This is a genomic window from Pseudomonas sp. JUb52, assembly GCF_004341115.1.
Lineage (GTDB): Bacteria > Pseudomonadota > Gammaproteobacteria > Pseudomonadales > Pseudomonadaceae > Chryseomonas > Chryseomonas oryzihabitans.
The window spans coordinates 311,554-333,811 of sequence record NZ_SLYS01000004.1; the positions used below are offsets into that span (position 1 = coordinate 311,554).

19 protein-coding genes are annotated in these 22,258 nt (G+C 62.2%); 18 read left to right on the forward strand and 1 reads right to left on the reverse strand.

From position 1 onward, the window contains the following. The first annotated feature begins 35 nt into the window (after positions 1 to 35). Genes EC839_RS09365 through EC839_RS09395 form a run of 7 tightly spaced genes read left to right on the forward strand, consistent with a single transcriptional unit; the run spans position 36 to position 7,819 of the window. The gene (locus EC839_RS09365) at positions 36 to 2,249 is read left to right on the forward strand and encodes a polysaccharide biosynthesis tyrosine autokinase (RefSeq protein ID WP_007161388.1); all 2,214 of its coding nucleotides are present in this window, start codon (positions 36 to 38) and stop codon (positions 2,247 to 2,249) included. Positions 2,250 to 2,296: 47 nt separating this feature from the next. Beyond that, positions 2,297 to 2,827 carry a transcription/translation regulatory transformer protein RfaH gene (gene rfaH, locus EC839_RS09370; RefSeq protein ID WP_007161389.1) on the forward strand — a complete coding sequence of 177 codons (531 nt, stop codon included), beginning with the start codon at positions 2,297 to 2,299 and terminating at the stop codon, positions 2,825 to 2,827. 33 nt (positions 2,828 to 2,860) lie between these two features. Next, on the forward strand, positions 2,861 to 3,859 hold the full coding sequence (locus EC839_RS09375) for a glycosyltransferase (protein ID WP_007161390.1): 999 nt from the start codon (positions 2,861 to 2,863) through the stop codon (positions 3,857 to 3,859). Then, positions 3,856 to 5,103, forward strand: coding sequence for a glycosyltransferase family 4 protein (locus tag EC839_RS09380; RefSeq protein ID WP_007161391.1), 1,248 nt, complete (start codon positions 3,856 to 3,858; stop codon positions 5,101 to 5,103). The genes EC839_RS09375 and EC839_RS09380 overlap by 4 nt, the downstream gene beginning before the upstream one ends. Positions 5,104 to 5,133: 30 nt before the next feature. Continuing rightward, positions 5,134 to 6,222 carry a glycosyltransferase family 1 protein gene (locus EC839_RS09385; RefSeq protein ID WP_007161392.1) on the forward strand — a complete coding sequence of 363 codons (1,089 nt, stop codon included), beginning with the start codon at positions 5,134 to 5,136 and terminating at the stop codon, positions 6,220 to 6,222. A 37-nt stretch (positions 6,223 to 6,259) separates the two neighbouring features. Continuing rightward, the gene (locus EC839_RS09390) at positions 6,260 to 6,574 is read left to right on the forward strand and encodes a hypothetical protein (protein WP_100168985.1); all 315 of its coding nucleotides are present in this window, start codon (positions 6,260 to 6,262) and stop codon (positions 6,572 to 6,574) included. A 45-nt stretch (positions 6,575 to 6,619) separates the two neighbouring features. After that, positions 6,620 to 7,819 carry a glycosyltransferase family 4 protein gene (locus EC839_RS09395; RefSeq protein WP_007161394.1) on the forward strand — a complete coding sequence of 400 codons (1,200 nt, stop codon included), beginning with the start codon at positions 6,620 to 6,622 and terminating at the stop codon, positions 7,817 to 7,819. A 3-nt stretch (positions 7,820 to 7,822) separates the two neighbouring features. Here EC839_RS09395 and EC839_RS09400 read toward each other — a convergent pair whose 3' ends face one another. After that, positions 7,823 to 8,686, reverse strand: a complete 864-nt coding sequence (locus EC839_RS09400; RefSeq protein WP_007161395.1) for an oxaloacetate decarboxylase — start codon at positions 8,684 to 8,686, stop codon at positions 7,823 to 7,825. Positions 8,687 to 8,986: 300 nt separating this feature from the next. Between EC839_RS09400 and EC839_RS09405 the strand changes: the two genes are divergently transcribed. From EC839_RS09405 to EC839_RS09455, 11 genes are all read left to right on the forward strand, one after another. Continuing rightward, positions 8,987 to 10,195 (forward strand): methyltransferase, encoded by a 1,209-nt coding sequence (locus EC839_RS09405; protein WP_007161396.1) that lies wholly within the window; start codon positions 8,987 to 8,989, stop codon positions 10,193 to 10,195. Between the two features lie 138 nt (positions 10,196 to 10,333). Then, positions 10,334 to 10,546, forward strand: a complete 213-nt coding sequence (locus EC839_RS09410) for a hypothetical protein (protein ID WP_007161397.1) — start codon at positions 10,334 to 10,336, stop codon at positions 10,544 to 10,546. Between the two features lie 470 nt (positions 10,547 to 11,016). Then, positions 11,017 to 12,426 (forward strand): undecaprenyl-phosphate glucose phosphotransferase, encoded by a 1,410-nt coding sequence (locus EC839_RS09415; RefSeq protein WP_007161398.1) that lies wholly within the window; start codon positions 11,017 to 11,019, stop codon positions 12,424 to 12,426. A 156-nt stretch (positions 12,427 to 12,582) separates the two neighbouring features. Next, positions 12,583 to 13,020, forward strand: a complete 438-nt coding sequence (locus EC839_RS09420) for a low molecular weight protein-tyrosine-phosphatase (RefSeq protein WP_007161399.1) — start codon at positions 12,583 to 12,585, stop codon at positions 13,018 to 13,020. A gap of 15 nt (positions 13,021 to 13,035) precedes the next feature. Then, positions 13,036 to 15,252: a polysaccharide biosynthesis tyrosine autokinase gene (locus EC839_RS09425; RefSeq protein WP_007161400.1), complete on the forward strand. Its 2,217-nt coding sequence runs from the start codon at positions 13,036 to 13,038 to the stop codon at positions 15,250 to 15,252. A gap of 201 nt (positions 15,253 to 15,453) precedes the next feature. Further along, on the forward strand, positions 15,454 to 16,329 hold the full coding sequence (locus EC839_RS09430; RefSeq protein ID WP_007161401.1) for a glycosyltransferase family 2 protein: 876 nt from the start codon (positions 15,454 to 15,456) through the stop codon (positions 16,327 to 16,329). Further along, positions 16,322 to 17,062 carry a WecB/TagA/CpsF family glycosyltransferase gene (locus tag EC839_RS09435; protein WP_007161402.1) on the forward strand — a complete coding sequence of 247 codons (741 nt, stop codon included), beginning with the start codon at positions 16,322 to 16,324 and terminating at the stop codon, positions 17,060 to 17,062. Before EC839_RS09430 ends, EC839_RS09435 begins: the two co-directional genes overlap by 8 nt. An 85-nt stretch (positions 17,063 to 17,147) precedes the next feature. Then, the gene (locus EC839_RS09440; protein ID WP_007161403.1) at positions 17,148 to 18,425 is read left to right on the forward strand and encodes a hypothetical protein; all 1,278 of its coding nucleotides are present in this window, start codon (positions 17,148 to 17,150) and stop codon (positions 18,423 to 18,425) included. A gap of 55 nt (positions 18,426 to 18,480) precedes the next feature. Further along, positions 18,481 to 19,752: a flippase gene (locus EC839_RS09445; RefSeq protein WP_237709563.1), complete on the forward strand. Its 1,272-nt coding sequence runs from the start codon at positions 18,481 to 18,483 to the stop codon at positions 19,750 to 19,752. A gap of 57 nt (positions 19,753 to 19,809) precedes the next feature. Continuing rightward, entirely contained in the window at positions 19,810 to 20,844 is a 1,035-nt protein-coding gene (locus tag EC839_RS09450; protein WP_007161405.1) for a glycoside hydrolase family 5 protein, read from the forward strand. A gap of 283 nt (positions 20,845 to 21,127) precedes the next feature. Beyond that, positions 21,128 to 22,240 carry a polysaccharide biosynthesis/export family protein gene (locus EC839_RS09455; RefSeq protein WP_007161406.1) on the forward strand — a complete coding sequence of 371 codons (1,113 nt, stop codon included), beginning with the start codon at positions 21,128 to 21,130 and terminating at the stop codon, positions 22,238 to 22,240. The last annotated feature ends 18 nt before the right edge of the window (positions 22,241 to 22,258 follow it).

Consider the following 22,258-nt stretch of genomic DNA (forward strand, 5'->3'; position numbering starts at 1 on the left):
GCTGCGCTGTATCCAGCTAAAAGGAAGGGACCCCAATGACCGTCATGCAGCGCTCTTCGTTCGAACAACACGAAGAACAACATCTGGACCTCAAGACGATGGCCCTCACGCTTCTTGATCACAAGAAGCTGATCGCGGGTATCACCGCGGGCTTTCTGGCCGTGGGCATCACCTATGCCGTGCTGTCGACTCCGCAATACATCGCCGGGGCGATGATCCAGATCGAACCCAAGAAGAATGCGCTCACGGCGGTCGCCGAGACCGTGGTGCGACCCAACTCCGCCTCGCCGGCGGTAGCCGAGATCGAGCTGCTGAAGTCGCGCGCGGTGCTGACCAAGACCGTGGAGAATCTGCGCCTGGACATCGAGGCCAAGCCGCGTTTCTTCCCGCTGATCGGCCACTACCTGTGGCGTCACTACGAAGCCGAGAAGCCGGGTCAGCTGGCGGACAGCTGGTCGCAGCTGCGCGGCTTCGCCTGGGGCGGCGAGCAGATCGACGTCTTCCAGTTCGACGTCCCGGACGACATGTATGGCGAAACCCTGACCGTGGTGGCCGGCAGCAACGGTCGCTATCGCCTGCTGGACAAGGACAAGCAGCCCCTGCTGGACGGCCAGGTTGGCCAGCTGGCCAGCGGTAACGGCTACCGCATGCAGATCAAGACCCTGACCGCGCGTCCCGGCACCGAATTCAAGGTGACCCGCAACCGCGTCATCACCACCGCGCAGCTCTATCAGAATCGCATCAAGACCAGCGAAGCGGGCAAGGAGTCGGGAATCATCTACCTGTCCCTGGCGGACGAGAATCCCGACCTGGCCAAGAGCGTGCTGTCAGAGATCAGCCGTCTGTACGTGCTGCAGAACGTCGAGCGCAGCTCGGCGGAAGCCGCCCAGCGCCTGGACTTCCTGCGCGGCCAGCTGCCGGCGGTGCGCAAGGATCTGGAAAGCGCCGAAGCGGCCCTGAACAACTATCAGACCAACAGCCGCTCCGTGGACATCAGCCTGGAAACCAAGGCGGTCCTGGACAAGATCGTCACCCTCGACACTTCCATCTCCCAGCTCAAGCTCAAGCAGGCCGAATACGATCGCCTCTATACCCGCGATCACCCCAGCTACAAGACCCTGCTGAACCAGCTCGCCCAGCTGGAAGTGGAAAAACGCAGCCTGCAGCGCAAGGTGGAGGCCCTGCCGAGCACCCAGCAGGAGCTGCTGCGCCTGAACCGCGACATGAAGGTCACCAACCAGACCTATCAGCTGCTGCTCAACCAGGCCCAGGAGCAGGACATCATCCGCGCCGGCACCATCGGCAACGTGCGCCTGGTCGACAACGCCGACGTCAACCTGGATGAGCCGGCCACCAACCGCAAGATCGCGCTGATCCTGTCGCTGCTGCTGGGTCTGGTGACCTCGGTGGTGGTGGTCTTCGTCCGCCAGGCCTTCCAGAAGGGCATCGAGAATCCCGATACCGTCGAGCAGATCGGCCTGCCGGTCTATTCCACCCTGCCCTTCACCAAGGACCAGGAGCGCCTGAACCGTCGCCTGAAAAAGAAGACCCGTACCGGCGAACCCAATCTGCTGAGCGTGGTGCAGCCGGCCAACCTGGCGGTGGAATCCCTGCGCAGCCTGAGATCCAGCCTGCACTTCGCCATGCTGGAAGCCAAGAACCGGGTGATCATGATTTCCAGCCCGACCCCGGGCGTCGGCAAGTCCTTCGTCTCCAGCAACCTCGCCGCGGTGGTCGCCCAGTCGGGTCAGCGCGTGCTGCTGATCGACGCCGACATGCGCAAGGGCTATCTGCACCGCGTGTTCGGCCTGCAGCCGCAAGCCGGCCTGTCCGAGCTGCTGACCGGTCGCAGCAAGCTGCGTGAAGCCATCGTGCCGAGCGGTATCGCCCAGCTGGACATCATCAGCTGTGGTCAGGCCGCGCCGAATCCCTCGGAGCTGCTGATGCACGCCAACTTCTCCCGTCTGCTGGACGAAGTGGGTGGCCTCTACGACCTGGTGATCATCGATACCCCGCCGATCCTGGCGGTGACCGATGCCGCTCTGGTGGGTCGCCTCGCCGGCACCACGCTGCTGGTCACCCGTTTCGGTCAGAGCACCCTCAAGGCGGTGGAGAACTCCCGTCGCCGCTTCGCCCAGAACGGCATCACCATCAAGGGCGCCATCCTCAACGGCGTGCAGCGCAAGGCCTCGACGTCCATGGAAGACGATGGCGTCTACGGCTACTACGAATACGGCCCCCGTACCTGATACGCCGCTCCGTCGCGACTGATCGCCCCTAGAGAAGGAACTCGCCCATGACGCTCGCCCATCCCACCGGTCACTGGTATCTGGTGCAGACTAAGCCCAATCAGGAGGCCCGTGCCGAAGAAAACCTGAGCAGACAGGGCTATGTCTGCTTCCGGCCCCAGCGTGAGCGCAAGGCGTCCGGCAGAAGTCGCGCGGCCGGCAGCGAGTCGCTGTTCCCGGGGTACCTGTTCATCCAGCTAAATGACGTGAACGACAACTGGTACCCCATCCGCTCGACGCGTGGCGTCAATCGCATCGTCAGCTTCGGCACCCAGCCGACGGCGGTGAGCGAAGCCATCATCGACGATATCCGCCAGCGGCTCGCCGCCCTGGCGGAGCCTGCACCCGCGCACCAGCCCGGCGCGGCCGTGCGGGTGCAATACAGCCAGGAGCTGGAAATGGACGCCGTGTTCCTGAGTGCCGATGGCAACGAGCGGGCCATCATCCTGCTGCGCATCCTGCAGCGCGAACAGCGGGTCAGCGTCGCCCTCGATCAATTGTCGGCAGCGACCCCCGTCAGCCAACGGCTGCGCGCCTGACCCAGTACCCAAGGCCCTTTGGAGAGTCTCTTCATGCAATGCAAAACCACGGTCGTTACCGTCACCTACGGCAATCGCCTCTGCTACCTGGAGCAGCTCGTCACCCGCGCCCTGGCCGAGCGCACCATTCACCAGGTCATCGTGGTGAGCAATGCGGCGACGGTGTCGCTGGATAGCCTCGAAGCCCGCTGGCCCGGTCAGGTCAAGGTAATCACCCTGAGCGAGAACACCGGTTCCGCCAACGGTTACGCCGTGGCCCTGGAAGCGGCCCTGGCCACCGACACCACCCATATCTGGATGATGGACGACGACAATGCCCCGCTGGGCGATGCCCTCGACGTCCTGCATCGTCGCCTCGCTGAACTCGGCGCCGTCCATGGCCACGACAAAGTCGCCGTGCTCGGTTACCGGCCGACCCAGCAGGCCGACATCGCCCAGTGCATCCCGACCAAGATGATCACCCAGCCGCGCTCGAGCTATTTCGGCTTCCACGTGGCCCGCATCCCTTACAAGATCTGGCGCCGCCTGCCCTGGGGCCGTCCGCGTGGTGGCCAGCCGGAAGCCCTGGTCGAGCTGCCCTTCGCCCCCTATGGCGGCATGCTTGCCCACCGCAGCCTCTATGAGCGCATCGGCCTGCCCCTGCGCGAGCTGGTGCTCTACTCCGACGACACCGAGTACACCTACCGCATCACCCAGGCCGGCGGAAAGCTGTTCATGGTCACCGAGGCGGAACTCGAAGAACTGGAGCACTCCTGGAACATCAAGGAAGGCACCAGCAACGTCTACCAGAACTACCTGCAGGCCGGTTCGGACTTCCGCGCCTACTACGCCGCGCGCAACCAGGCCTGGTTCGACAAGAACGTCTGGGCCAGCTCCCGGCCGATGTACAGCCTCAACCGCTACGTCTTCCACACCCTGCTCAAGCTGTTCGCCCGCGACGACAAGAGCCGTCAGCGCCTGGCGTTGATCCAGCGGGCGGTCCAGGACGGCGAAACCGGCGCCCTGGGGATAAACCGCAGCTACCCGCTATGAAACTGCTCTTTCTCAACAGCTTCTATCCGCCCCATGTGGGCGGTGGCGCGGAGCTCATCCTGCAACGCAGCGTGGAAGGCTTCCAGCAGCGCGGTCACGACGTGGCCGTGCTGGTGACCGGTCCCGGGCAGGGTGTGCGGCAGGAGACGGTGAACGACGTTCGCGTCTATCGCGCCGGGCTGAAGAATTTCTACTGGCCCCTGACCCAGCAGCGCCCCGGTCCGCTGGCGCGCTTCGGCTGGCACTTTCGCGACCAGTACAACAGCGCGATGCGGGCGCCCCTGCGCCAGGTGCTGCAACAGGAAAAGCCGGACCTGGTGGTATGCCACAACCTGTCCGGCTGGTCGGTCGCGGCCTGGGACGAGATCCGCGCCAGCGGGGTGCCCATCGTGCAGGTGCTGCACGACATGTACCTGCTGTGCCCGAAGAACACCCTGTTCAAGAAGGGCCAGAGCTGCCAGAAACTCTGTGGCAGCTGCGCAGCCCTGCGCCGACCCCACGCCGAGCAGTCCGCCAAGGTGGATGCCGTCGTCGGCGTCAGCCGGTACCTGCTGGATACCATCGTGAACAAGGGCTACTTCAGCGGCGTTCCGCGCCAGGTCATCCACAACGCCAGCCTGATCGCCGGCAGCAATGTCGAGACCGCGACCCCCAATCCGGACGGCGTCGTCCGCTTCGGCTACATGGGCACCCTGTCGGAAAACAAGGGCGTGGGTTGGCTGCTCGAGCAGTTCCAGCGGCTGTCGCTCAACGCGACCCTGACCATCGCCGGCAAGGGCCAGCTGGACTACGAAGCCCAGCTCAAGGCCATGGCCGATCCGCAAAAGGTCAGCTTCGTCGGCTATCAGCAGCCCGAAGCCTTCTACCGGAACATCGACGTCTTCGTCGCGCCGTCGCTGTGGGCCGAGCCCTTCGGCATGGTCGCCGTCGAGGCCTGCGCCTTCCAGAAGCCGGTCATCGCCGCCCGCATGGGCGGTCTGCCGGAGATCGTCCGTGATGGCGTCAACGGGCTGCTCTGCAACCCTGACGACCGCGACTCCCTGGGCCGCGCCCTGCAGTGCCTGCATGACGATACCGAGCTGCGCCAGCGGCTGAGTCTGCTGAGCCGCACCGCGGTGGCCGATCTGCTGAGCATGGACACCATGCTCGACCAGTACCAGGCGCTCTTCGAAGACGTCCTGGGCAAGGCGCGACACGGCTCCACCAAGCCGCTTCTCGTACCTCACACACAGCTTTCCAACTGATCCACCCAGGTCACGGCAACGGGCAGAATCATGATCATCGTCAATTCCCGCTTCATCACCCAGGATCTTCGCGGCGTTCAGCGCTTCGCGGAATGCATCTCGCTGGAGCTGGCGAAGCTGAGATCCGACCTGCGCTTCGTCGCACCGCCCGGCGCCGTCAGGCCCGAGGTGGCCAAACGGCTGGGCATCGAAGTCATCGGCACCCGCCAGGGGCAGCGCTGGGAGCAATGGGATCTGCCGAACTGGCTGAAGAGCCAGGGCAGCCCCCTGCTGCTGTCGCTGTGCAGCACGGCGCCGCTGCTCTACACCAACCAGATCGCCACCCATCACGACATCAACTACGTGCGCTTTCCCGAGAGCTATTCGTGGAAATTCCGCACCTCGTACCGCTGCCTGATCCCCATGCTGCTCAAGCGCTCGAATGCCCTGATCACCGTGAGTGAATTCTCCCGGGACGAGATCTCGCGCTTCTATCGTTATCCGAGCGACTCGATCACGGTGGTTCCCAACGCCGTCGCCGATGCCTTCACCCTGGAGACGCGGATCGACCGCGCCGACACTCCCTATCTGCTGGCGGTGTCCTCACCCAGCTACCACAAGAACTTCTCGCGGATGCTGGACGCCTTCGCCGCCCTGCCGCGGGATCTGAAGGTCGAGTTGCGCATCGTCGGCGACAGCCACGCCGTGTTCGGCCAGAACGACCTGGCGACCCTGGCCGCCAGGGATTCGCGGGTCAGGCTGCTCGGCCGCATCGACGATGCCGAACTGGCGCGCCAGTATCGCCAGGCCACCGCCTTCGTCTTTCCGTCGCTCTACGAGGGCTTCGGCATCCCGCCCCTGGAAGCCCAGGCCTGCGGCTGTCCGGTGATCTCGGCTAACACCGCCTCCATGCCGGAAGTGCTGCAGGACAGCGTCCTCTACTTCGATCCCTACGAGACGGCCAGCATCACCCAGGCGATGCGCACCATCCTCCAGGACGCACCGCTCAGGGAGGCGCTCCGCGCCAAGGGTCTGGCCAACATCCAGCGCTTCAACTGGCAGACCTCGGCAAGCAAGGTCTCCGACCTGCTGGACAGCGCCCTGGCGACCACCACGAAGGCCACGGCCAGGGCCGCTTGAAACGACCCCACAACAACAACTCAGCGATCAAGAACTCATGGAAGAGACAAGCAACGCCATGGCAGGCCAGAGCCGTTCCTCTGTACCCCTGACGCTCGACGACTCGAGTGTGTCCGGGCGCGTCCTTCAGGTCGCTGATTGCCACCGGCTGCACAGCAGCTCGGACGACACCGCGGCAGAGACCGTGGAGCGCCCCGAGAAGGCTGAGTTTTTCGAAACGCCTGCAACAGACGCCGTCTTTGCACAAAGCCCAACCATCAAGTTGCACGAACTCGACAGCGCTTCGGACGACATCGAGATTACCCGGCTGCCCTGGGGATATGCAGTGACCAGAAAGACCCGCACTCCATGATTCAGCACCAGCACTTGATTTCATTTCACGCTTAAGGAAGACGACATGAAAATCGCCATCGTTCACGATTGGTTGGTAACCTTTGCTGGCGCCGAACGCGTGCTCGCTGAACTGCTCGATATCTGGCCGGAGGCAGACCTGTTCAGCGTGATCGACTTCCTCTCGGACGAAGATCGGGCGCAACTGCAGGGCAAGCAGGCGACGACCACCTTCATCCAGCGCCTGCCCCAGGCCAAGAAGCGCTATCAGACCTATCTGCCGCTGATGCCGCACGCCATCGAGCAACTCGACCTGTCCGGCTACGACCTGATCATCTCCAGCAGCCATGCGGTGGCCAAGGGTGTCCTGACCGGTCCGGACCAGCTGCACATCAGCTATGTCCACTCGCCCATCCGCTACGCCTGGGACCTGCAGCACCAGTACCTCAAGGAAGCCGGTCTCGACCGCGGCCTCAAGGGCAAGCTGGCGCGCGTCATCCTCCACTATGTGCGCATCTGGGATCAGCGCACCGCCGCCGGCGTGGATGCCTTCGTCGCCAATTCCCATTTCATCGCTCGACGCATCAGCAAGGCCTATCGCCGCGAAGCCAAGGTCATCTATCCGCCGGTCGACATCAGCCGCTTCACGCCCAGCGGCGGCAAGGACGACTTCTATCTCACGGCGTCGCGCATGGTGCCCTACAAGCGCATGCCCATGATCGTCGAGGCCTTCAGCTCGATGCCCGACAAGAAGCTGGTGGTGATCGGCGCCGGGCCCGAATTCGAGAAGGCCAAGGAAGTCGCCGGCCCCAACGTCACCCTGCTGGGTTACCAGGACTTCGACTGCCTGCTCGACCACATGCGCAGAGCGCGGGCCTTTGTCTTTGCCGCCGAGGAAGATTTCGGCATCACCCCCATCGAAGCCCAGGCCTGCGGTACCCCTGTCATCGCCTATGGCCGGGGTGGCGTCCTGGAAACCGTGCGCGGCCTCGATGCGCAACAGCCCACCGGCGTCTTCTATCCGGAGCAGACAGCAGCTTCGCTATGCGCCGCCGTGCGTCAGTTCGAGGCCCTGGAAACGCCGATCAGCCAGCAGGCGTGCCGGCAGAATGCCGAGCGCTTCGCCACCAAGCGTTTCCGTCAGGAAATGCGCGCCTTTGTCGAAGCGCGGGTCGCTGCGCTGCATCTGCCCGCCGATCTGGATCTGGAGATCGTGACGCCCTTTCCCAGCAAGGCCCTGCAGCCGAGCTCGCTGAGCACCGCCTGATCGTTACTCCTTCACGTCCATGAATTCCCGCGCCCAGACTCGATATTCCTGCAGTGTCGAGTACTTGGTGGAGAGTTGGGAAGCGGACAGGTCGGATGCGGTGATGTCGCGCTGCTCTCTCAGGCAGTCATAGGTCGCCTTGATCGCCGCGAAGTAGGCCGCATGCCCGTTCACCACCACCCGTACCCCGGCCTTGGCCAGGCGGGCGTTGTCGCGCAATTGGGGATTGCCGTAGGTCACCAGCATCACCGGCACGCTCAGGTGCTGGGTGATCTCTTCCAGATGAGCGAAATCGCGAATGCCGACCATGCAGATACCGTCCGCACCCGCTGCCTCGTAGGCCTTGGTGCGGGAGATGACTTCCTCGGTGCTCAATTCGGTGGCATTGGTCCGGGCGAAGATGCTCAGGGCCTCGTCGATACGGGCCTCCAGTGCGCCCTTGATCTTGCCGATGCCCTCTTCGACGCTCACTAGGTCGGTGGACTTGCGGCCATACCCGGCCGGCAGCACGGTGTCCTCGATGGTCAGGGCAGCCACCCCGGCACGCTCGAGTTCGGTGATGGTGCGCATTACGTTCAGCGCATTGCCGTAGCCGTGATCGGCGTCGGCGATGATGGGCAGCCGGGCGACCCGCCCGATGCGCGTGGCCTGCTCGACGAACTCGCTCAGGGTGATCAGGGCGAAGTCCGGTGCGGCCAGCACCTGCAGGGAAGCCACCGACCCGCCGAGGATGCCCATTTCGAAACCCAGATCGTTGGCGATGCGCGCCGACATGGGATCGAAGACGGACGCCGTGTGATAGCAGCTGTCCGATTTCAGCAGGGCTCTAAACGCTAGACGCAGCTTGTGCGGGGAGGTTGGCTTCATGGAATTTTCCTTCTGGGGTATACCGAACAGACAATGTTAGCGCGACAAGTAGTGGTCACACGACCGGATGTCCGGCTTTGAGATAAATCGATTCATCTAACTGACCCACGGTCGTCGTTCGGCCGCGCGCCCTGCGGCAGCCGAAAGCCACGCTTCGAACGTCAAATGGAGATGCATCGGCAGCGCAGCCTGACACAAGGCCAGGCACGGAAAATTTCGATACCCAAGCATGCCCGGGCGAAGTGACAATAGTGGCCAGGCCTTGCCTTCCTGCCAATCCCGTCACTGCATAATGCCATCATGCTCGCCGCCGCTTTCCTCGAACGCTTTACCGACCTGGATCGCTTTCTGACCCGGCATCAGCACCTGTGGCGACCCAGACCCTTCGTCGAGCGGAAGTTGCCCTGGGAGTCGAGCCATCCGGAGCTGGCCCGCTGGCTGCGGGCCCGCAGTCTGGAGGAAGCCGAGGCCGCCCATAATACGCCCCAGCTGCTGCCTGCACCTGAACCCTTCCGCTCCCTGGCGGAGACCTCGCTGGCGCTAAGTGGGGTCCACGAATATCAAGACGCTCCTGGCCGCACCTTGTCCGGCAGGCAAGACGTCGATGTGCCGGGGCGCAAGTGGCTGCAGATAGAAGCCTTCAGTCGCAAGCTGGACTTCAGGCAACCGGTGCAGCGCTGGGTCGACTGGTGCGCGGGCAAGGGCCACCTGGCCAGACACCTGACCCATCAAGGGGCGCCAGCCGCCTGCCTGGAGGTCGACGCAGCCCTTGTCGAGGAGGGCGAAAGGCTCAGCTACCGGGGCCAAGCTCCTGTGCACCATTATCAGGCCGATGTGCTCCAACCGCTGGCAGGCGACCAACTCGGCAGCCGTGACACGCCCGTCGCCCTGCACGCCTGCGGCGACCTGCACACCCGGCTGCTCAGGGTGACGGCAGCGCGCGGCTGTCAGCAACTTGCCCTGGCGCCCTGCTGCTATGACCGCATCTCTGCCGAGGTGTATGACCCGTTGTCCACTGCGGCGCAGGCCTCGGCGCTGCGCCTGGACCGCGAAGCCCTGCGCCTGGCGCTCTGCGAAACCGTCACCGGCGGGCAGCGGGTGCGGCGGGACAGGGACCTGTCCATGGCGCGACGCCTGGGATTCGATCTCCTGCAACGCGAACTCAGTGGGCGCGACGTCTATCTCAATACGCCGCCGCTACCCAGCCACTGGCTGCGCCAACCCTTCTCGGCGTTCGGTGCGGAGCTGGCGCGGCGCAAGGCGCTGAAGCTTCCCGCGGGGATCGACTGGCCGCTCTGGGAACAACGGGGCTTCCAGCGGCTGGCGGAAGTTCGTAATCTCGAACTGCTGCGCGGCCTGTTCCGGCGTCCGCTGGAGCTCTGGTTGGTGCTGGACCAGGCGCTGTTCCTACAGGAGCAAGGTTACAGTGTGACGCTGGGGACCTTCTGTCCGGCCAGCCTGACACCCCGAAATCTGCTGCTGAGGGCGGAGAAACCCCGCTCGGCATAGGCCTACAGCCGCTCTATCCTGCACGTTTGTCGGAATCTGAGCGAAGGAGTGTAAAAAATACCTTTTGGTGATGGACTTCTCACAAAGTCTGCACAATAGTTAGGTTGCAATCTCGCAAAAAAAGCAGGAATAACAAAAATGCGCTACTACCTGCCCGTTTGGACCGGCGTTGCCGGTTGCCTCGTCTTCGCCCAAGCCCAGCTGCCCTGGCTTGCGGTGGCCTCCCTCCTCGTCAGCTGGTCTTTCCTGCTGTTCTCGCACGACAACTCGAGAAACTCAGCCTGGCACTCCAAGATCTCCAGCCTTCCCGTCAACTCCCCCCTGAGTTTTCAGTCCCACCACCGCCATTGAGGCGTGTTTCAGGCCAGGGACTGGCCTACACCTGACCTGACCGGTCTGGCTGTCTCATTGTTTGGTGAAACAGCTCACAATTCCTGCATCCCACTCTCAAGTCCGACGGAACGTTTTCCTCCCTTCCGCTGCCCGGGCAAGCCACTCATCGCACCCTGATGCGAGAGAAGTGTGCCAGCCGCCCGCCCGCGCTGTGACGCACTCCCCCCTTCTTCACTTCCCCTCCTCCGCCGCAGCTCGACTGGCGTGCTATTTGCCCTGATCTGGGCCAACTCGACAGCGCCTTCCCGCCTTTCTACCGTGTGAACCTCTTAATCAGTGCCGAGTCCTAACGTCGCTACAGCCATCATGGCATTTAGCGATCGGTGGTCAGTCATCGGTCCTAGAGCGCCATAGTGAACATTTCATACGCTGGTAGCTGCCTCGCCCAGTTGAAAGTTCGTGCACGGTATACGCACAAGGATGGAACCATGAATTTGAAAGAACGCGGCATTTTGCATACGAATTCCTCGGCAATCTCGCTCGCACACCGCCTGCTCGACCTCGCCGTGATTACGCTGAGCGCCTACGTGGCAGGCACCTGGGCGTCGGAAACCGGCATGCGTCCCGAGCATTGGGTCGTCATCTTCCTGTCCTTGCTGATCTTCCATTTCCTCACCGAGCTGAACCACGTCTATGGTTCCTGGCGGGGTGAGCGCATCACCGATGAATTGCTCAAGATCGCCACCTACTGGGTGCTGACCTTCGCGACCGTGTTCATGGTGGACTACTTCTTCTTCGACCAGTCCTATCTCTCGCCTGGCGTGATGCAGGGCTGGCTGGGTCTGACGCTGGGTACGCTGTGCGGCTATCGCGTGCTGCTGCGCTCGATCATGCACTCCCTGCGCAAGGCCGGCATCAACACCCGCAACGTTGCCATCGCCGGCAACGGCATGGTTGCCCAGCGTCTGGCGCACACCATCAGCACCGCCCCCTGGATGGGCCTGCGCATCGCCGGTTTCTACAGCGACAACCAGGACACCGGCGAAGAGGGCGTCCCCAGCCCGGCCCTGAATGGCGGCCTGGATCGCCTCATGCAGGACGTCCGCTCCGGCCAGGTCGACAAGGTCTACATCACCCTGGGCATGGCCGATCAGAGCAAGATCAACTGGCTGGTCCAGGAGCTGAGCGATACCACCGCTTCGGTCTACATCATCCCGGACATCTTCATGTTCCACCTGCTGCATGCCCGCAGCGAGAGCCTGGATGGCCTGCCCAGCATCAGCATCTTCGATACCCCGATGGATGGCGCCAGTCACATCGTCAAGCGTATCGAGGACATCGTGCTGTCTTCGATCATCCTGGCCATGATCTCCCTGCCCATGCTGGCCATCGCCATCGGCATCAAGATCACCTCGCCCGGCCCGATCTTCTTCAAGCAGAAGCGCTACGGCATGGACGGCAAGCCGATCGAAGTGTGGAAATTCCGCAGCATGAAGGTCATGGAAAATGGCGCCAAGGTCACCCAGGCGACCAAGAATGACTCCCGCATCACCCCGTTTGGTGCATTTTTACGACGTACGTCTCTCGATGAATTGCCTCAATTCATTAATGTACTCCGCGGCGAAATGTCCATCGTGGGTCCCCGCCCCCATGCCGTCGCTCACAACGAGCAATACCGCAAGCTGGTGCAGGGCTACATGCTCCGCCACAAGATGAAGCCCGGCATTACCGGCTGGGCTCAGGTCAATGGCTGGCGCGGCGAGACCGACACCCTGGACAAGATGCAGAAGCGCGTCGAGTTCGATCTGGACTATATCCACCACTGGTCCTTCTGGTGGGACGTCAAGATCATCTTCCTCACGCTGTTCAAAGGCTTCATCAATAAGAACGCATACTGAGTCTGGCCGGGGCCATTGGCCCCACTACTCAGCACGACGATCTGGAGCCTGGACTCCCGACTCTAATTACATCGGCAGCGAGCAACTCCTGAACAGGCTTTGCTGGGCTATCTGCCGTCGATACCTGTTGTCCGGACAACAGGAAGGTTTTGAAGAATGATCAAGTCGATATTGGTTGTATGCGAAGGGAACATCTGCCGCAGCCCGGTCGCAGAAGCACTACTGGCCAAGGCGCTGGAAGGCCGTGATGTCCAGGTCGGTTCGGCCGGCATCAGGGCGCTGGTCGGCCATGGCATCGAGAAGACCGCTCAAGAGGTACTAGGGGAAAACGGCATAGAGTTCACGACCCACAAAGCTCGCCAGGCGGATGCAGAGATGCTGCGCAAGGCGGATTTGATTTTGACCATGGAAGAGTTTCACTCACGCTCCGTCGAAAGTATTGCTCCTGAAGTCAGGGGTAAGGTTTTTCTGATCGGGAAATGGTTGAGCAATCAAGAAGTACCAGACCCTTATCGCCTTTCTAAAGAGATGTTTCAAAATGTCCACATACTTTTGACGCGCTGTGTAAACAGTTGGCTTCCATACATCAAATAGGGAAGAAGGAATTTCATGACCACGATGCCTCGCTTTACTCCCGAAGTTAAGAATGAGTCGGATATCAACTTTTCCGCACTCTTCGGTATGTTGATCGATTACAAATGGCAACTTCTGTCGGTAATCGGTATTTTCGCTGCGCTCGGTATCGGCTATGCCGTACTGGCCACCCCCATGTATTCGTCCAACGCCATGATCCAGATCGAACTGGAAAAGAAGGGCGTTACCCGGTTGACCGATCAGTCCACCGGCATGCCGCCGCCCATGCCCGAGGCGGTGACCGAGATCGAGCTGCTCAAGTCGCGCTCCGTGATCGGCAAGGCGATCGAGAACCTCAAGCTGGATATCGAGGTCAAGCCGCGCTATTTCCCGCTGATCGGCAACTTCGTCGCGCGTCGCTTCGAGCCGCAGAATGACACCGATGTCGCCTCTCCCCTGCTCGGCCTGAACAGCTTCGCCTGGGGCGGCGAGAAACTGGTCATCGACCAGCTGGAAGTGCCGGACAGCAACCTCGACAAGCCGATGAAGCTGAAGGTCGAAGACAACCAGAACTTCACCGTCTTCAATGCCGATGACGAAGTGGTGCTGCACGGTGGCCTCGGTCAGCCGGTGAGCAATGCCGGCTACCAGATCAAGGTGGCTACGCTGCAGGCTCGCCCGGGCACCGAATTCACCATCATGAAGAAGCGCTTCTCCAAGACCATCCAGGAATACCAGGGCCGCATCGTCGCCGGTGAGCGCGGCAAGATGTCGGGCATCATCGGTGTCGGTCTGCAGGATCCGGATCCGCTGAAGGCCCAGGCCATCGTCCAGGAAGTCGCGGACATCTATGTTCAGCAGAACATCGATCGCAACGCCGCCGAGTCCACCCAGAGCCTGGAATTCCTGCGTGCCCAGATCCCGGTCGTGAAATCCGACCTGGAAAAGGCCCAGTCCGCGCTGAACTACTACCAGACCAACAAGAAGTCGGTCGATATCGACAGCGAGACCAAGGGCGTCCTGGAACAGACCGTTGCCCTGGACAACCAGATCTCCGAGCTGAACCTCAAGCGCACCGAGATGGATCGCAAGTTCACTCGCCAGCACCCGGCCTACCAGGCGCTGATGAGCCAGCTGGGCCAACTCCAGGCCGAGCGCGCCAAGCTGCAGAAGCGCGTCGAAGTGCTGCCGGAAACCCAGCAGGAACTGCTGCGCCTGAACCGCGACATCGAAGTGACCGGCCAGACCTATGCGCTCATGCTGAACAAGGCCCAGGAGCTGGAAGTCATTCGCGCCGGTACCGTGGGTAGCGTCCGCATCATCGACAACGCCAACGCCAACGTCGACGATCCGTCCGCCCCCAACAAGCCGCTGATCATCGCCGTCGCCATCATCCTGGGCGGCATCGTCGGCCTGGCCATCGTCTACACCCGTCACACCCTGCGTCGCGGTGTCGAGACCCCGGAAGCCATCGAGCAGATCGGTCTGCCGGTCTACGCCTCGATCCCCTACAGCAAGAACCAGGCGGATACCACCAAGGTACTGGGCACCAAGAAGCCGGGCGAGTCCTCGCTGACCGCCCTCACTCATCCGACCGATCTGAGCACCGAGGCGCTGCGCAGCCTGCGTACCAGCCTGCACTTCGCCATGATCGAGGCCAAGAACAACATCCTGATGATCTCCGGTCCCAGCCCGGGCGTCGGCAAGTCCTTCGTGTCCTCGAACCTGGCCGCGGTGATTGCCGAGTCCGGTCAACGCGTCCTGCTGATCGACGGTGACATGCGCAAGGGCTATCTGCACAAGCTGATGAACACCAAGCAGCAGGACGGTCTGTCCGATCTGCTGAGTGGCCGCATCGCCCTGAACGACGCCATCAAGAAGACCGAAGTCGGCAGCCTGGATTTCGTCTCCTGCGGCCAGTTCCCGCCGAATCCGTCGGAACTGCTGATGAGCCTGAGATTCACCACCGTGCTGAAGAAATTCAGCGAGCTGTACGACATCGTGATCATCGACACCCCGCCGATCCTGGCGGTGACCGAGGCCGGCATCATCGGCAGCCACGCCGGTACCAGCCTGATCGTCGCACGTTTCGGCGTGAACAGTGTCAAGGAGCTTGAGGCGACCAAGCGCCGCTTCGACCTCAACGGCATTCCGCTCAAGGGCGTGATCTTCAACGCCGTGGAGCGCAAGGCCAGTAACTACGGCTCCTATGGCAACTATCACTACTCTTACGAGCAGAACGCCAAGAGCTGATGCACTACCCCGGCTGGACGGCCTGATCGCCGTCCAGCCAATCCCTTCAGGGATCGCGGCAGTATTCGTACAGGCGCATCGAACAAGAAACTACCTCACACAGCGATTTCGAAGGGTTCGCTCCTGAACCCGGCCACGCTTGGCAGCCTTGGATCTCGACGCTGTACCGGATTGATGATTCTGAAGAATAGGAACACGCCAATGAACGTAGTCATGGTGCTCAACTACAAGGCCCCCAACGAAACCATCAGTTGTGTGGAGAGCATCCTCAAGCACTGCCCGTCCATCGATCACGCGGTGGTGGTGGACAATGATTCCCAGGACGGCTCCATCGACGTCCTGCAACGCTGGCAGGCCGACAACGGCCTGAGCCAGGTCACCGTGCTCGCCAGTCCGCGCAACGACGGCTATGCCGGTGGCAACAACTATGGCATGCGCTGGGCGCTGGACAACCTGGCGGTCAAGCATTTCTGGGTCGTCAACAACGACGCCTATGTCAAGGACGATGCCTTCGCTCCGCTGCTGGCCGAGCTGCAGCGCGCGCCCAAGACCATCGTCGGCTCGGTGATCCTGAGCTCCCAGACCGGTCGCCTGGAATGCTATGGCGGCGGCATCCTCTATCCGCTGCTGGGCAAGTCCAAGCTGCTGGGCAAGGACATCGCCGTCAGCGACATCGCCAAGCTCGATCGTGAACCCGACTACATCATGGGCTGCAGCATGGCCTTCTGCGCCAGCCTGCTGACCGAGATCGGTTTCATGGACGAAGCCTACTTCATGTATTCCGAAGAAGTGGATTGGCAGCACCAGGCCAAGCGCAAGGGCGTCGCCCTCAAGGTCTCGCGGGAGAGCCAGCTCTATCACTATGGCTCCATGAGCTCTGGCGGCCGCAGCGCCTTCTACCACTACTTCCGTAATCGCGCAGCGACCCGTTTCAATCGCAAATTCCACGGCACCCCCTACGCACTGGTCTCCGCCGTGCTGCTGTCCGGCATCACCGTGCTCAAGGAATTCAAGAATCCGAAACTAGCCTGGTCCGGCGTAAAGGGCGCCTTCAAGGGAGCGACGATGCATGTCTAACCTACGCACCCAAGCTTTCGGTATCGATTTCTTCACCGGTACCAAGGACGAGCTGATGAGCTCGATCAGTCAGGACATCCATCGGCCCTACAGCTACATCGTCACGCCGAACATCGACCATGTCGTGCAGCTGCAGAGCAATCCCGACATGCGCGAGTCCTATCAGCGCGCCGGTAAACGCATCTGCGACAGCCGGATCCTGCTGCCCATTCTCAAGTCGCTGGGCGTCGCCGTACCCGAGGTCATCACTGGCAGCGATCTGACCCTGAGCATTCTGCGCAAGGCCAACGATGAACGCCTGTCGGTGGTGCTGATCGGTTCGAGCGAGAACGACGTGGGCAAGCTGCGGCGGATGTATCCGCATATCCAGCTGGCGCACTACAACCCGCCGATGGGCTTCATCAACGATCCGCTGGAGACGCAGAAGTGCGTTGACTTCGTGATGCAGAATCCGTCGGAGTTCATCCTCTATGCCGTCGGGGCTCCACGTCAGGAAAAGCTCGCGCGGCAGATCGACAGCAGCAGGCGCACCGGCGTCGGCCTGTGCATCGGCGCTTCCATCCTGTTCGCCGTCGGCACCGTCAAGCGGGCGCCGCGCTGGATGCAGAAGGCCAAGCTGGAATGGCTGCATCGGATGTGCTCGGAGCCCAAGCGGCTGGCCAAGCGGTACGTGCACGATGCGCTAAGCATCCTGCCCATCTATCTCAAGGAACGCAGCAGTCGACGCACCTGAGGGGCTGCCTCCGCAGCATTCTCAGCCGCAAGGAAGATGACCACCGGACGCCCAGTCCGGTGGTCCTGTCTGGATGGGTAGGTCTATGAGCATTCTCCGTAAAAGCACCGTTTCCTTCGTTCTCCTGATCCCGTTGCTGATCCTGCACCTTGACGTGTTCGGCGAAAGCCCGCACAACCCGGTCGGCATCCTCTATCTGAACGAGCTGTATCTGGCCATCTGCATGGCCTTCACCTTTTTCTACCTGCTGACCAGCATTGGTACCCAGCAGCGCGAATTCAAGATCCTGATGACCTACGCTGTCTATTCGTCGGTGGTCTTCATTGGGTTGCCAGCGATCTTTTCCTTTCTATTCTACGGTCAGCCACTGGTCTATGGACTGATCGAGGAGCGGCGGATCCTGTTCAGCTTCGGCTTCGCCACCCTGATGTTCCTGGGGCGCAACATGAGCGCCTCGCAATTCGAGAAGGCCCTGCTGATCACGGCGCTGCTGGCCGCCGTCATGGCCTGGATGTTCAAGTTCGGCGTGCTGCCTGACCTGCGTGACAAGCAGTCCTCCTTCGACCGCCCGGACCGTTCCTCCATCGGTGCGCCGGCGCTGTGCCTGGCCTATTTCTACTGCATCCAAACCTGGAACAAGGGCATTTCGCCGATCGATGGCTCGGCGCGTAGCAAGACCGTCCACATCGTGCTGGCCATGGTCTTCCTGCTGACCCTGGTATTCGGTACCCAGACCCGGCAGCTGATCGTGCTGGCGCTGGTGTTCACCGTCTTCTGCCTGAAGAGCAAGTCCATCGTCTGGATCTGCGTCTCCACGCTGCTGCTGTCGCCCTTCTTCATCTTCCCGGACCTGATGAAGGTGCTGGGGTTGAATCTGGACTTCTATGCCCAGTCGGTCCAGGACGGCCCCACTGATGGCGTGCGCGAGCAGACCATCGGCTACATCTTCTCCCACCTCAGCCAGAATCACTGGTTGCCCAGCGGCTCGCTGTCGCTGATGTGGAACAACGGCTTCATCCCCTACTTCGGCGAGTACTTCTTCCTCTCCGACGTCGGCGTATTCGGCACCCTGTTCCGCTTCGGCTTCCTGGCCTTCATCATCATCCCGGTGTCGCTGTTCCTCTACTATCGCTGGGCGAAGATGCTGCACCCCGATACCGGTTTCGTGGTGACCGCCACCCTCGCGCAGCTGGTGATCTGGCCGCTGGCCGGTTTCTTCGAGTACCTCCAGGCCACCATCTGCTACCTGATGGTGATCCAGGCCCTGCGCGCGCTGCACCACTACAGCTCCGCCCCAGTCCAGGAGACCTACGTCAGCAGCCCCTACCCGCGTCCGAGCAGCCAGCTGGCTCGCCCGGTCTGATCCCTCGTGCCGCCCGGCGTCCGCCAGGCGGCCCCAAGGAGTTTTCACCCCCACGATGTCGATGATCAAAAACAGCACCTGGAACATCCTGGGTGTCGTCATTCCCAGTGCCATCGCGCTGCCCACCATGGGCGTGCTGTCGCGCCTGCTCGGGGTCGAGCAGTTCGGCCTGTTCACCCTGGCCTTCGCCATCGTCGGCTATGCCACCCTGTTCGACGCCGGCCTGTCGCGCGCGGTCATCCGTGCCGTCGCCATGCACCATGGCGACAAGGGACTCAACCGGCTGGTCATGGGCACGGCCACAGGCGCGGTCATCGGCCTGAGTCTGCTGGCGACCCTGCTATTGTGGTTCGGCGCAGGCAAGGTGGTGAGTCTGCTGCATGTCTCGCCCGAACATTTCGACAATGCCGTGGCCGGCTTTCGCTGGCTGAGCCTGTGCGTGCCGCCCTTCCTGCTGGCGACGGTCTGGTTCGCGTACCTGGAAGGCAACGAGCGCTTCGGTGAATTCAACATCCTGCGGACCTTCTCCAACAGCCTGCTGGCGATCGCGCCGCTGATCGCGGTGCTGATCGAACCGAGCTTTTCCGCCACGGTGATCGGTCTGGTGCTGGCGCGGGTGGTGTCCATGGCGCTGGCCTACTGGCCGCTGCACAAGGACTTCCCGGAAGGCATCCGCACCTTCAAGGTCGAGGTGTTCAAGGAGCTGCTGAAATTCGGCAGCTGGATGACGGTGAGCAACATCATCAGTCCGCTGATGGTCTACTTCGACCGCTTCGTGCTGTCGCACATGGTCGGCGCCAGCCGCGTGTCCTTCTATACCGCTCCGGCCGAGGCGGTCTCGCGGATGCTGATCATCCCCAATGCCGTGGCCCGGGTGGTGTTCCCGCTACTGAGCAAGAGCGGCGACGACGCCGCGCGCCAAGCCAACAAGGCCTTCTGGGGCCTGTTGCTGATCAGCCTGGCGATGGTGCTGCCGATCCTCATCCTGGCGCCCTGGATCATGACCGTGTGGATGGGCCCGGAGTACGGTGGCGATGCCGCGCAGATCCTGCGCATCCTGGCGGTGGGTTTCATCTTCAACGCCCTGGCGCAGATTCCCTTCGCCAAGATCCAGGCCCGCGGCCATTCGCGCACCACCGCGATGATCCATCTCGCCGAGCTGCTGCCCTACCTGGGTCTGCTGGTGGTCTGCATCCAGCATTTCTCCATCATGGGCGCCGCCATCGCCTGGACCGTCCGGGTGACCGTGGACTACTTGGCGCTAGAATACTTCGCCCGGCGCACGCCGCCGCTGCAACCCACGCCGGTCTATCAGCAGAGCTCCTGAGGGCGCTCCGCTCAGACGAACTTACGCAACACACGAGAGGTGCTGTCCGTGTCACGAGTGAAACGTCGTATCGGTGGTGGCCTGCTGGCCACCGTATTACTGTCCGCGGCGCTTTATGGCCAGGCTCAGCCAGAGCCGGCGACAGCCAAGGTGGATCTCATCGGCATCAACCTGTCGGCCGCCGGCTTCGCCGGCCAGGTGCTGCCCGGCGTGGAAGGCACCAACTACTTCTATCCCACCGAGGATTACTTCCGCCGCTACGCGGCCAAGGGCATCCGCTTCATCCGCTTCCCCTTTCTCTGGGAGCGGGTGCAGCCCCAGCTGGGCGGTGAACTGGACCAGGCCCAGGTCGCCCTGCTGCAGCGCACCCTGGATTTCGCTGACAAGTACGGCATCCGCGTGATCCTCGACCTGCACAACTACGCGCGCTATCGCGGCCATCTGATCGGCTCGCCCCAGGTGCCCTATGCCAGCTACGCCGATGTCTGGAAGCGCCTGGCGCTGACCTTCCAGCAACATCCGGCGCTGTACGGCTACGATGTCATGAACGAACCCCATGACACCCAGGGCCTCTGGCCGCGGGCGGCGCAGACGGTCGTGGACAGCATCCGTACCGTGGACATGAAGACGCCGATCTTCATCGCCGGTGACAGCTGGTCCAGTGCCCAGCGCTGGCCCCAGGTGAATGGCGATCTGCTGATCAGGGATCCGGCGGACAATCTGATCTACGAAGCGCACATCTACTTCGACGAAGACTCCAGTGGCAACTACGCCTCGGGCATGAAGGGTGTCCACCCCATGATCGGCGTGGAAAGAACCCGCCCCTTCATCGAGTGGCTGAAAAAGCACAATTTGCGCGGCTTCATTGGCGAATATGGGATACCTGCACACCCGCAATGGCTGGAAGCCATGGACAATCTGCTGAGCTATCTGGGCGAGCAGTGCGTACCCAGCGCCTATTGGGCGGCCGGTCCGGGCTGGGGCGACTATCCCCTGGCCATCGAACCGAAGAACGGCACCGAGAAGCCGCAGACCGCGCTGCTGGAAAAACACCTGAACCGGCACGACTGCGACGTCATCGGACCTCGTTAGCGGAGATATGACAGATTTCGAACGGCGTCACCTTTTTCCGCCCCTGGCAGGCTGAACTCGATGGCGAAAGGCCAGTCCTAGACCAGCAGACTCAGGTGCTCGTACAACTAAAAACTGAGACCCGAGCTCTCTCGCCGCTGGATAGGCTGGCCGCATGGAATCCAGTCCCCTGTCGAGGACCGTTATGTCTCGCGAAGGAACACCATGAATAACCGGCTCGTTGCTTTTACCTTCCGATTTATTCCTCTTGCTCACACTCAATCAGCAATCAAGGACGAATGACATGAAAACCAAATTTACCGCTCTGGCCTTGCTGTCTGGCATCGTCCTGCAGGGTTGTGCCTATTCCCCGGGTCAGTACCTAGATCAGGACGACCTCAAGAGCGATCCGAGCATCCAGGGCACCAAGGTCCAGCTGATCCCGATCACCAGCTCGCTGCTGGTGAGCCAGGATTCCGCGGCCCTGTCCAAGGCTCCCGACCTCAAGCCCCTGCTGGACTACAAGCCGCAGGCTTACCGTGTCGGTGCGAGCGACCTGCTCTACATCACCGTCTGGGATCACCCCGAACTGACCGCTCCGTCCGGCGCCCAGCAGCAGCTGGAAGCCAACGGTCGCCTGGTGCGTCCGGATGGTACCCTGTTCTACCCCTACGTCGGCACCGTGCGCGCCGCCGGCAAGACCCTGGAAGAAATCCGTACCGACATCTCCCGCCGTCTGGCCACCTTCATTGACAATCCTCAGGTGGATGTCAGCGTCCTGAAGTTCGGCAGCCAGAAGGTCACCATTTCCGGCGCTGTGAACAAGGGCGATGCCATTCCGCTGACCACCAAGCCCATCACCCTGGTGGAAGCCTTGGGCCAAGCCGGCGTGGCCAACAGCGGCGGCGCCGATCTGACCGGCGTGACCCTGGTGCGCGACGGCAAGGAATATCGCCTGGATACCGACAGCCTGAACCGTAAGGATTCCAAGCTGTACGGCATCTACCTCAAGGATGGCGACAGCATCCACCTGCCCTACAACGATGCTCGCAAGGTCTATGTGGTCGGTGAAGTCCGCGCTCCGGCAGCGGTCAGCTACAAGATCACCAACCTGAACCTGATGGAAGCCTTGAGCCAGGCCGGCGGCATCCAGCAGGAAACCGCTAACGCCGATGCCGTCTACGTCATCCGTGGTCCGGAAGACCTGAAGGCCCCGGGTGCCACCGCCCAGGTCTTCCACCTGGCGGCCAAGAACCCCACCGCCTATGTGCTGGCGCAGAACTTCCATCTGCAGCCGCAGGACGTGGTCTTCGTCGGCCCGGCCGGTATCACCCGCTGGAACCGCTTCGTCAGCCAGCTGCTGGGCTCGACCAACATCCTCTCCACCAGCGCCAACCTGAACAGCAGCTTCAAGTAACAGCGCTCGCTTGCCGTC